This window comes from Gammaproteobacteria bacterium (genome assembly GCA_035546635.1).
In the GTDB taxonomy this organism is placed as follows: Bacteria; Pseudomonadota; Gammaproteobacteria; order JAURND01; family JAURND01; genus DASZWJ01.
Genome location: DASZWJ010000017.1, coordinates 117,548 through 129,325, shown reverse-complemented (window position 1 = coordinate 129,325; position 11,778 = coordinate 117,548). Strand labels below are relative to the sequence as shown.

General features: G+C 45.7%; 9 protein-coding genes and 2 tRNA genes. 3 read left to right on the top strand and 8 right to left on the bottom strand.

The window, feature by feature from the left end:
* Positions 1 to 333: 333 nt before the first annotated feature.
* The 3 genes from fumC to clpA form a co-directional block, all read right to left on the bottom strand.
* Positions 334 to 1,728 carry a class II fumarate hydratase gene (gene fumC / locus VHE99_03405; GenBank protein ID HVV68070.1) on the bottom strand — a complete coding sequence of 465 codons (1,395 nt, stop codon included), beginning with the start codon at positions 1,726 to 1,728 and terminating at the stop codon, positions 334 to 336.
* A 377-nt stretch (positions 1,729 to 2,105) separates the two neighbouring features.
* Entirely contained in the window at positions 2,106 to 2,792 is a 687-nt protein-coding gene (locus VHE99_03400; GenBank protein ID HVV68069.1) for a CADD family putative folate metabolism protein, read from the bottom strand.
* Between the two features lie 297 nt (positions 2,793 to 3,089).
* Positions 3,090 to 5,363, bottom strand: a complete 2,274-nt coding sequence (clpA, locus tag VHE99_03395) for an ATP-dependent Clp protease ATP-binding subunit ClpA (GenBank protein HVV68068.1) — start codon at positions 5,361 to 5,363, stop codon at positions 3,090 to 3,092.
* Between the two features lie 394 nt (positions 5,364 to 5,757).
* Between clpA and icd the strand changes: the two genes are divergently transcribed.
* Entirely contained in the window at positions 5,758 to 7,011 is a 1,254-nt protein-coding gene (icd, locus tag VHE99_03390) for an NADP-dependent isocitrate dehydrogenase (protein HVV68067.1), read from the top strand.
* 84 nt (positions 7,012 to 7,095) lie between these two features.
* Here icd and VHE99_03385 read toward each other — a convergent pair whose 3' ends face one another.
* The 5 genes from VHE99_03385 to VHE99_03365 form a co-directional block, all read right to left on the bottom strand.
* On the bottom strand, positions 7,096 to 7,377 hold the full coding sequence (locus VHE99_03385; GenBank protein ID HVV68066.1) for a hypothetical protein: 282 nt from the start codon (positions 7,375 to 7,377) through the stop codon (positions 7,096 to 7,098).
* Positions 7,378 to 7,424: 47 nt separating this feature from the next.
* Complete coding sequence (gene lolD / locus VHE99_03380) at positions 7,425 to 8,105, bottom strand: lipoprotein-releasing ABC transporter ATP-binding protein LolD (GenBank protein HVV68065.1); 681 nt, start codon at positions 8,103 to 8,105, stop codon at positions 7,425 to 7,427.
* Positions 8,098 to 9,348, bottom strand: a complete 1,251-nt coding sequence (locus tag VHE99_03375; protein ID HVV68064.1) for a lipoprotein-releasing ABC transporter permease subunit — start codon at positions 9,346 to 9,348, stop codon at positions 8,098 to 8,100. Before VHE99_03375 ends, lolD begins: the two co-directional genes overlap by 8 nt.
* A gap of 103 nt (positions 9,349 to 9,451) precedes the next feature.
* Positions 9,452 to 9,538: transfer RNA gene (locus VHE99_03370), tRNA-Leu, on the bottom strand.
* Position 9,539: 1 nt separating this feature from the next.
* A tRNA-Cys gene (locus tag VHE99_03365) sits at positions 9,540 to 9,610 on the bottom strand.
* A 244-nt stretch (positions 9,611 to 9,854) separates the two neighbouring features.
* Here VHE99_03365 and VHE99_03360 point away from each other — a divergent pair.
* Together VHE99_03360 and sufB are read left to right on the top strand one after the other, a co-directional pair.
* The gene (locus VHE99_03360; GenBank protein HVV68063.1) at positions 9,855 to 10,316 is read left to right on the top strand and encodes an SUF system Fe-S cluster assembly regulator; all 462 of its coding nucleotides are present in this window, start codon (positions 9,855 to 9,857) and stop codon (positions 10,314 to 10,316) included.
* Between the two features lie 10 nt (positions 10,317 to 10,326).
* On the top strand, positions 10,327 to 11,775 hold the full coding sequence (gene sufB / locus VHE99_03355; GenBank protein HVV68062.1) for a Fe-S cluster assembly protein SufB: 1,449 nt from the start codon (positions 10,327 to 10,329) through the stop codon (positions 11,773 to 11,775).
* Positions 11,776 to 11,778 lie beyond the last annotated feature (3 nt).

The window sequence follows — 11,778 nt, the reverse complement described above, 5'->3', positions numbered from 1 at the left end:
TCAGTGGGTGTGGTGAGCAGTGTATATCGCAGATGTTACAAAATAATGACAATTAAGTTTAAAGCTTTATGCAACTCTAATGGTGCCTCAATACGCACTCAAGGAGGTGGGTTAGGGAGGGCTTAAACGAAAACGCTGTGAATACGTCCTTGTACGCTCCGTTGTTTCATCCATGAAACAAAGGTTTCGTTTAAGCCCTCCCTAACCCACCTCCTTGAGTGCTCGCTTCTCTGCCTTCTCAAGTTCTCCACCCCTCACCTCTCATCCCTTACCCCCTTTGAAAAAGGGGGTGAAAGCTTCAGGAGGGGAGTTACAGTAGAGTTCCCGAGTTCCCTACCTCGGCGCAATCATCTCTTCAGGCCGTACCGCACGGTCGAATTCCTCAGCGCTCAAATATCCAAGCGCGACACTGGCCTCCTTGAGCGTGGTATTTTCATGATGGGCTTTATGCGCAATTTGCGCAGCTTTATCGTAGCCGATCACGGGGCTTAACGCGGTGACCAGCATCAAGGATTGTTCCACATTATTTTTGATTTTAGTCTCATCGGCTTTCATACCCAGTACGGCAAATGCAGTGAAAGAGCGGCAAGCATCCGCGAGTAAACGCACTGATTGCAATAAGTTATGGATCATAACCGGTTTAAAAACATTTAATTCAAAATTGCCTTGTGAGCCGGCTATGCCGATGGTTGTGTCATTGCCCATAACCTGTACGCACACCATTGTCATGGCTTCGCATTGGGTGGGATTAACCTTGCCTGGCATAATCGATGAACCGGGTTCATTTTCCGGCAGAATGAGTTCGCCAATGCCAGCGCGGGGTCCTGAGGCTAGCCAACGAATATCATTGCTAATTTTCATTAAAGACACGGCCAAAGTTTTCAAGGCGCCGCTGGCCATGACGATGGCGTCATGCGCGGCTAAGGCGGCAAATTTGTTAAAAGCGCTGATAAAGGGCAGGCCAGTGATTTTGGCGATTTCAGCGGCAGTGCGCTGTCCGAATTCAGGGTGGGCATTTAAACCGGTGCCTACGGCGGTACCGCCGATGGCTAATTCATAGAGTCCGGGTAGTACGCTGTAGATGCGCTGTATATCAGCTTCCAATTGCGCAACATAACCTGAGAACTCCTGCCCCAGGGTCATGGGTACGGCATCTTGTAAATGCGTGCGGCCGATTTTGATGAGGTGGGCGAATTCCTGTTGTTTTTCCGCTAAGGCTTCAGTGAGTTCGGTTAATGCCGGTAACAGGCGATGCGTCAGCATTTCCACCGCGGCGATATGCATGGCAGTGGGGAAGGTGTCGTTAGAAGATTGCGACATGTTGACTTGGTCATTCGGATGGATGGGTTTTTTACTGCCCAACTCGCCACCTGCTAATTCAATGGCGCGGTTGGCGATGACTTCGTTAGCGTTCATATTGGTTTGGGTGCCGCTGCCGGTTTGCCAGATATGCAGGGGAAAATGTGCATCGAGCTTACCTTCGATGACTTCATCAGCTGCTTGAGCGATTAATTTGGCCTGTTCGGCAGATAATTTTCCAAGTGAGGCATTGGCTAATGCTGCGGATTTTTTCAGGATACCAAGAGCTTTGATTAATTCACGTGGCATGATTTCACTGCCAATATTGAAATGGTGCAGGGAACGCTGTGTTTGTGCGCCCCAGTAGCGATCGGCTGGAACTGCAATTTTACCCATGCTGTCGGTTTCTTGGCGGGTTTCAGTGGTCATGCGATATCTCCGGTGGGTGATTAGCGGTGCGGATTATAACATCTATCGATGGGTTGAAAAGTACGTAACTCTTTCTCTCTTGAGCTATGGCTCTCTTTCCTGCACTGTAACTTTGTTTTTTGCGCCATAACTTTCTCCCTGCACTGTATCTCCTCTCCACTTGAAATTAACTAAATAATCAGATAAAAGTTTTTTAATTGAAATGGCCTATGCTCCCCCTCTCCCTAACCCTCTCCCTAACCCTCTCCCACAAGGGGAGAGGGGATACTGTGCTTAGGGATAGGAAATGCATCGTTTAGAGAAGTAATGCATTTTAGAAAATAAATGCATGCTTAGGAGAGACTGCAGTATTTAGAAGTGCTTAAGCTGGTACTGCATTAATGGCAACAAACCTCATCGGAAATACCATTGCGAACCAGACGTTCAGCATTCACACCATCCAAGAAATGCCACAATGCCGCACAAGCCGTTTCTGTCGCTTGCTTAACTTCTTCTTCTGAGGCACCGAGTTCATCGATCATGGATTTCTCTTGTGCAGAGTGCCAGGCATCCACTTCTTTATGCACTTCAAAGAAACACAGAGCGCGTTGATCTTCAATGCCGTAAAAACGTTTTAAACCATCGATCTTGCTCTGACTGATGGCAGGCAGTTGCGATTCGTAAGCATATAACATGGAAAGTCCCACGGCAGGATTGGGGTGTGCTGCCAGCTCCATCAAAGTACGCACACATTCTGCAGTTTCTGCGTTTAATGGCGCAGATATCACTTCATCACGGTTGCAGCCGACACCTTCAGCAAAACGCAGCCACAGCTCACGGTGATTTTCAGCGCCTAATTCTTCATCATTAAGGTTAGCTAAAATCGCCTGACGCATGCTGGGCTGATCGCAAGTAGAGTGAATACGGCTTAACAAACGTGGAAAGGTGGTTTCCAGGGCATAGTATTGTTTGGCATACATTTGTAGATCTGGAAGGGTTAATTGGCCGGCAGACCAAGCAGTATAAAATTTATGTTTCAGTAAAGATTTATTTTGTATACAGGTGTCAATGGTGTTCCAATCCATTTTTTTCTCCTAAAGAAAAAGGTTAGTGAAGGTTTGCGAATGCAGTGGAGGGTAAACAAATGCGGATGATAGTATTTATAGGCAGAAACGGCAAGTCATGAAAAGGCAGTTTGATTTACGCGTAACTTACCTTTTCTAATCAACCGGCATTATGTAAAGATCAGGCGTAAAAGTCTTTATCATTCATTGGGTGATGATTTATGAGTCATCGGTTTCCCTTAAATTTAATTTGCGAATTACCTCTTGCCGCTACTGTCATCCTTCTGCGCTACTAGGAAAGGATGGCAGTAACCTTTCTCAAGCTGCCACTTTCTCCATGCCCAGTATATTCAATTCCAATTTGCCATCCTTAACCTGTACTTTAACCGAACCGCCGCCGTTTAATTTACCAAACAATAATTCTTCTGCCAGTGGCTTTTTGATGTACTCCTGGATCACTCGCGCCATCGGTCTTGCGCCCATTTTGTGGTCATAGCCATGCTCAGACAACCAGTTGCGGCTATCGGTGTCTATGGTCAGGGTGACATTCTTATCTTGCAACTGTAATTCCAGCTCCAAAATAAATTTATCCACGACCCGATGTAAGGTTTCAACACTTAAATGCTGGAAGGAAACAATCGTATCCAGACGATTTCTGAATTCAGGTGAAAATAGTCGCTTTATCGCTTCCATATCATCCGTACGAATGCCATGTTCAGTAAAGCCCATAGTCATTTTCTCAATATCTTCGGCGCCGGCATTAGTCGTCATAATCAGAATCACATGGCGAAAATCAGCCACCCGGCCATTATTATCCGTTAACGAACCATGATCCATGACCTGAAGTAACAGATTAAAAATATCGGGGTGTGCCTTTTCAATTTCATCCAGCAATACGACGGCATGCGGATGCTTGATAACAGCTTCGGTTAATAATCCGCCTTGGTCATAACCGACATAACCTGGCGGTGCACCGATTAAGCGTGAAACAGTGTGACGTTCCATATATTCAGACATATCAAAACTAATTAAATCGATGCCCAATATTTTCGCCAATTGTCGCGTTACTTCAGTTTTGCCTACGCCGGTTGGACCGGATAGTAGGAAAGAACCAATCGGTTTAATCGGTTCGCGTAATCCAGAGCGTGCGAGCTTAATGGCGCCTGCCAGCGATTCAATGGCCTGGTCTTGACCAAACACCTGCATCTTCAGGTTACGTTCCAGATTGCGTAGCACCTCTTTATCTGAATTCGAGACATTGTTTGAGGGGATGCGTGCCATACTCGCGACGATTTCCTCAATTTCACGACAGCCTATGACTTTTTTGCGCTTAGCCAGCGGCTGCAGCCGCTGGTATGCGCCGGCCTCGTCCACGACATCTATCGCCTTGTCTGGTAAGCGTCGATCTGTGATATAACGGTCAGATAACGCTGCGGCTGATTTCAGTGCGCGCAAGGTGTAGATGACATCGTGGTATTCTTCGAATTTTTGTTTCAGGCCTTTTAAAATTTGATAGGTTTCTGGAACAGTGGGTTCCGGCACATCGATTTTCTGAAAGCGGCGCGTTAAGGCGCGGTCTTTTTCAAAGATATTGCGGTATTCTTGATAGGTGGTTGAGCCCATACAGCGGATTTCGCCATTGGCCAGCAACGGTTTGATTAAATTGGAGGCATCAATGGCGCCACCAGAGGCTGCACCTGCGCCTATTAGGGTATGGATTTCATCAATGAAAACGACGGCTTGTGGCATTTGTTTGAGGGCTTTTAATACAGCTTTAAAGCGTTTTTCAAAGTCACCACGGTATTTGGTGCCGGCCAGTAAATAGCCAATATCCAAGTTATAAATCACGTTGTTAAGCATAGGTTCAGGCACTTGGCCTTCGACAATCATAGTAGCCAGACCTTCAGCAATTGCAGTTTTACCTACGCCCGCTTCGCCGACGAATAGGGGATTATTTTTATGACGTCGACACAATACTTGGATGGCGCGAGATATTTCTTCTTTGCGCCCGATCAGCGGGTCTATTTTGCCGATTCTGGCTTGTTCGTTGAGGTTAATGGCATAACGCTCTAATATATTTTCCACAGGTAAATTTTCTAAATCCATTTCGGCAGGCGGTTGTTGGTGTTCTATTTCCATATCAGGTTCGTTAAATGAATGCATTTTGCCGCTGCCTTGGGCAATAAAATTGTTGATGTCACTGCGGTTGATGTTCTCTTGATTGAGAAAATAAGCGGCTTGACTTTCTTGCTCGCCGAAAATGGCAGCGAGGACATTGGCGCCAGTGACTTCAACTTTGCCGGTCGATTGTGCTTGGAATACTGCACGTTGTAGGACGCGTTGGAATCCCAAGGTGGGTTGTACGTTTAGCACTTTATGGGCTGGCACGTGAGGGGTGGTTTCCTCAATGAATATGTCTAAGCCGGTGCGAATACGTTGTAAGTTGGCTCCGCAGGCGATTAAGACTTCTGCTGCCTCTTGGTTTTCCAATAAGGCCAAAAGTAAATGCTCGACGGTCATGAATTCATGACGTTTTTCTTTGGCTTTGGCAAACGCGAAATTAAGAGTCATTTCTAGAGATTTGCTGAACATGGCGTTGACCCTCCCTTAACACCCGGTCAGTTTTAGGGTGTGTTGTTAACAACTATAGGCAGAAGTTCTAAGCTACGAAGCTATGAACTTTTTGATACTTCTTGGGGAATGAATTACTTGCGCTATGCAAGCAATAGAGCCCCAGGAGTGTTTCATCTGGTCTTTAAGTCACAGTACTATCTCAATCTTGCGCGTTCATTCTAGTGTTTCATTTGACTGCCTTTTTGGTGACTTTCCTTGTCTTAGGCATAGGTATTATTGCCTATATAAGTAACATTAGTAGAGGTTTGGGATTTTTGCTTGGGAAAATGAGGAATTATTTTATTGCTACAAATCCCAACATAAATACCCTAGAATACCCGCCATTCTTTCTATCTCAACCGGAGCTAAAAACATGTCTTATTCCAAGGTAAAACTGCCTGAAACAGGCGAAAAAATAACAATAAACGCTGATTTTTCCGTTAACGTCCCCAATCAACCGATTATCCCTTTTGTTGAGGGTGATGGTATTGGGGTTGATATTACTCCTCCAATGCGTCACGTTGTTGATGCGGCTGTGGCCAAAGCATATGGCGGCAAGCGCAGTATTTCCTGGATGGAAATTTATGCGGGGGAGAAATCCACCCAGGTGTATGGCAAGGATGTGTGGTTATCCGATGAAACCTTGGACATCATGCGTGATTATGTGGTCAGCATCAAAGGTCCATTGACGACGCCGGTCGGCGGTGGCATCCGCTCTTTAAATGTGACTATGCGTCAGGTGTTGGATTTATATGTCTGTTTAAGACCGGTGCGTTATTTTGATGGTACGCCCAGCCCGCTCAAGCATCCTGAAAAAACTAATATGGTGATTTTCAGGGAAAATTCTGAAGATATTTACGCAGGTATTGAATGGCCGGCAGATTCCGAAGAAGCTAAAAAAGTTATTGCGTTTCTGCAAAATGATATGGGTGTGAAGAAAATTCGTTTTCCCGAACATTGCGGTATTGGTGTTAAACCAGTGTCCAAAGCTGGTTCACAACGACTAATTGCTCGTGCGATTCAGTATGCGATTGATAATAATCGCCCTTCAGTGACCCTGGTACACAAAGGCAATATCATGAAATTTACTGAAGGTGCGTTTAAAGAATGGGGTTATGAAGTTGCCCGCGAACGCTTTGGTGCCGAGCCTTTAGAGGGTGGTCCTTGGCATGTGATCCGCAAAAATGGCAAAGACATTGTGATTAAAGATGTGATTGCCGATAATTTTCTACAGCAGATTTTATTGCGCCCAGAGGAGTATAGTGTAATTGCTACTTTAAACTTAAATGGTGATTACATTTCGGATGCGTTGGCGGCACAGGTAGGTGGTATTGGTATTGCGCCAGGTGCCAATTTGGGTGATAAAGTTGCTTGCTTCGAAGCCACCCACGGCACTGCACCTAAATATGCCGGCAAAAATATGGCTAATCCTGGCTCATTAATTTTATCTGCGGAAATGATGTTGCGTTATATGGATTGGAAAGAAGCTGCGGATTTAATTATCAAAGGCATGAGTGGAGCGATCAAAGCCAAGACGGTTACTTATGATTTTGAACGTGCTATTTCGGGTGCGACCTTATTAGGCTCAAAAGAATTTGGTGATGCAGTGATAAAAAATATGGGCTAAAAGTTTGTGCATTCCCAGGCTGAAGGCGTGGCCTGGGATGATGCATTGAAGAAAAAATAGGCTAATTTTTTTATTTCAGTTGCTTCATCTCGGCATGAGGCTGGGCAATACTGCTTTAGCAATCCCATTAGCCATCTGCTCAGCCAGTTCTCCTTCCTCGTCATCTGGCCATAATTTTTTCAGCTCTCTAATAAAAAAACCGCTACTTACCAATGCTGTTCCAAGGGCTAGCTTAAAAGCGGGAGTCCCTTGTTCCGAACTTAAAATTCCGTATAAAGCAAGCGCAAAGCAGGTGAGAGATATAAGAGATGTACGACCCGATAAAATAGTACTTAGGTCTTGTGCTGGTCTTTTTTCATCAGCCATGAGTTTCTCCTGGGGTGTTGTATTTGAGTTTTATTAGCACGCAGGACTTAAGACAAACTGCCATCAACCAAGGTTAAAGTTCGGTCCATTTTTGCGGCCAGGGTTAAATCATGGGTCACAATCACCAAACTGGTTTTCAAACGCGAATTTAAATCCAACATCAAGTCAATCACATGTTCGGCATTGCGGTGGTCTAGATTGCCAGTGGGTTCGTCGGCTAGCACACAAACAGGATTGTTTACCAAGGCGCGAGCGATGGCTACACGTTGCCGTTCTCCGCCAGAAAGTTCACCCAGTCGATGCAATAAGCGATGCCCCATGCCTACTTGTTCCAGCATGGCTTTAGAGCGCTCCTCAGCTTGTTTGGGTGGGCAGTTGCCGATTAATAATGGCATGGCGACATTTTCCAAGGCATTGAATTCGGGTAACAAATGATGAAACTGATAAATAAACCCTAAATATTGATTGCGCAGCTGACTTTTTTTACTTTCAGATAAAGCATGTACCTCGTTGCCGGCTATCCACACTTTACCAGTAGTGGGTTTATCTAAACCACCTAAGACATGCAGCAACGTGCTTTTGCCAGCGCCGGAGGAACCAATGATGGCGACTCTTTCACTGCGATGAATGTTGAGATTAACCGAACGTAATACCTCGACCTTTAATTTCCCTTCAGAGAAATGTTTGGACAGATTGGCACATTGCAAAACAAGGTCAGAATTATTCATAACGCAATGCCTCCGCAGGTTGGGTGCGAGAAGCTTGCCATGCTGGATAAATCGTTGCCAGCAGGCTCAAACCCAAAGCGATGGCGCAGACGTGCCATACATCCGGCCATTCCAGACGTGAGGGGAGGTAATTGACGAAATAAACAGATGAAGAGATAAACTCAACATGAAAGACGTTTTGGATAAAGTTTACTACCGAGCCGACATTCAAAGCCAAGATAACTCCGCCGATCAAACCTAAAAAAGTGCCAATGAAGCCGAGTAAAATGCCTTGCACCATAAATGTGGCAAGAATGGTGCGTGGGGTGGCGCCAAAGGTACGTAAAATGGCGATATCTGCTTGTTTGTCATTAACAGCCATTACCAAAGAAGAGACTAAATTAAAAGCTGCGACAGCAATGATGAATACGAGTAACAAGAAAATCATAGTTTTTTCCATGCGCATCGCTTTAAAAAAGGTGCCATATTCTTGCGTCCAGTTGGTAACAACAAACTCAGAAGACAACGAATCTTGCAATGCATTGGCAACCGCGGGTGCGGCATAGAGATCTGAAACTTTCAAGCGTAAACCGATGACGGCATTTTCCAGTTGATAGAGCAATTGCGCGTCACGCATATTGATAAATGCCAGGCTAGTATCCATGCTGGGATTTTCATCAATGTGAAAGATGGCGCTGACGGTGAATTGTTTGAGGCGCGGATAAATGCCTAGCGGTGAGGCGTTGAGCTGGGGAGTATACATCACGACTTTATCACCCACGCTTAAACCTAGATTTTCAGCTAGACCTTCACCAATGACAATATTAAAACTGCCGGGTTGTAAGGTGTCGAAACTACCTTGTATTAAGCGTGATTGCATCGAGGAAACGCGTTTTTCCTGATCGGGCAAGATGCCGGTGACCATCACTGGGGCAGTACCGCCTTGTCGTACCAGCATGCCTTGGGCGTTGACAAAAGGTGCAGCGGCCACCACATGTGGTTGCGCTTCGACTTGTTTGATGAGTTGTTCCCAATCATTGATGCGACCGTCCATGCGGCTGATCGTAACTTGGTTGGCGAGGTTGAATAGGTGGTTACGAATTTCATAATCAAAGCCATTCATGACGGATAGAACGGTGATGAGTATAGCAACACCTAGGCCAATGCCTAACATGGAGATGAGCGAGATAAAGGAGATAAATTGATCGCGACGTTTTGCGCGGGTGTAACGTAAGCCAATATACAGTGCAAGCGGTCTGAACATGAAAGGGTCTAGTGGTTAAATTTTAACGTAAGTATCTACATAAGTAGAGACTAAATCCTTCTCCCCTTGTGGGAGAAGGGAAAAAGCTAAGGCTATTTTGAGGTGGTGCCCGGGGCCGGAGTCGAACCGGCACGGGATTGCTCCCGAGGGATTTTAAGTCCCTTGCGTCTACCTATTCCGCCACCCGGGCGAGGCTGGGGTCGGAATCGAACCGGCGTCCACGGCTTTGCAGGCCGCTGCATAACCACTCTGCCACCCAGCCAAGGCGGAGAATAATCTCACATTTGGGCGGGGGGAGTAAAGGGGATCATGTGTCAGACTAAGCACTGCACTTCTTCCGTGCCTCTTACCCCCTTTTTCAAAGTGGGTGAGAACCTGGGTGCAGTGTTATAGGTTAAGAATTTCAGAACAAAATAATTTGTCACCGCACCAATACCCCTGTAAACTTTGCCAAAATAGTACGGAAACAGTACTATATAAAAATTCTACCAAGAGTTTTTCCCCTCATGTTACGAATCAGTAAACTCGCGGACTATGCAACTGTCATTATGCATCATTTAGCTGTACAGCCCGATCAATGGGTCAGTGCCAGTGAAATTGCAGAGCAGGTTCATCTAGCGATTCCCACCGTGAGTAAAATTCTAAAAATGCTATGCGAGGCCAGCCTGGTTATTTCTGCTCGTGGCACTGGTGGTGGTTATAAACTCGGTAAGCCAGCGTCGGCTATTAGTGTAGCTGAAGTGGTGACAGCCATCGAAGGTAAACCATCTTTGACCGAATGTGCCCAGGGAGCCCAGCTATGTGTTCAGGAGGGTGTATGTGCAGTGAAACATAATTGGCGTGCAATTAACCGCTTTGTGTTTAACACGCTGCAGAATGTGACCTTAGCTGATATGGCGCAGCCATTATCATTGCCGGCGGCACTTTTTCCTTCTCGTGCAAAAAGCGCAGTAATTTCAAATAGGTAAGAGATAAGTAATGCCAAAAGAACGTGACTATATAGACAAACTCGTCAATAAAAAATATCAACACGGTTTCGTCACGCCTATCGAATCTGATGCCTTGGCTCCCGGTTTAAACGAAGACACCATTCGTCGCATTTCGCAGAAAAAAAACGAACCGGATTTCATGCTGGAATGGCGATTGAAAGCCTTTCGTCATTGGCTGACCTTATCACCGCCGGAATGGAGCCAATTACATTACCCACCAGTTGACTATCAGAAGATCGTGTATTATTCAGCACCCAAATCGCAAAAAAATGCCCCTAAGAGTATTGAAGAAGTCGACCCAGCTATTTTAGAAACCTATAAAAAACTCGGTATTCCGTTGCATGAACATGCACGTCTGGCAGGCGTGGCGGTAGATGCCGTATTTGACAGTGTTTCAGTGGCGACGACGTTCAAAGAAAAATTAGCTGAAGCAGGGGTAGTATTTTGTTCTTTTTCCGAAGCCGTGCAAAACCATCCAGAATTGGTTCAACAATATTTGGGTAGCGTGGTGCCTTACCGCGATAATTTTTTCGCGGCCTTAAATTCTGCGGTGTTCAGTGATGGTTCATTTGTCTATGTTCCCAAGGGCGTGCGCTGTCCCATGGAACTTTCGACGTATTTCCGCATTAATGCGGCAAATACTGGACAGTTTGAACGCACCTTGATTATTGCTGACGAAGGGGCTTATGTCAGTTATTTAGAAGGTTGCACTGCGCCTATGCGTGATGAAAATCAGCTGCATGCCGCTGTGGTTGAATTGGTAGCGTTGTCAGGCGCGCAAATTAAATATTCAACTGTGCAAAACTGGTATCCCGGAGATAAAGACGGTAAAGGCGGCATATACAATTTTGTGACTAAGCGCGGCGCATGCCGCGGTGCGCATGCCAAAATTTCTTGGACGCAAATTGAAACGGGTTCGGCTATTACCTGGAAATATCCTAGCGTTATTTTGCAAGGCGATTATTCAGTGGGTGAGTTTTACTCCGTTGCGCTGACCAATCATCACCAACAAGCAGATACGGGTACTAAAATGGTGCATATCGGTAAGAATACACGTAGCACTATTATATCCAAGGGCATTTCCGCAGGTTTGGGTCAGAATAGCTACCGTGGTTTAGTGCGCGTCAATCCAGGAGCAACCAATGCCAGAAATTATACGCAATGCGATACTCTATTACTGGGGGATCGCTGCGGAGGTCATACTTTCCCCTATATTGAAGTGAAAAATAACACCGCACGTGTCGAGCATGAAGCCACAACCTCTAAAATCAGTGAAGCGCAGTTGTTTTATTGTCAGCAACGTGGCATCAGTAAAGAAGACGCCATTTCCATGATTGTCAATGGATTTTGCAAGCAGGTGTTTAAAGAGTTGCCTATGGAATTTGCTGTGGAAGCGCAGAAATTAATGGAGGTTAGTTTAGAGGGAAGCATAGGGTAATCG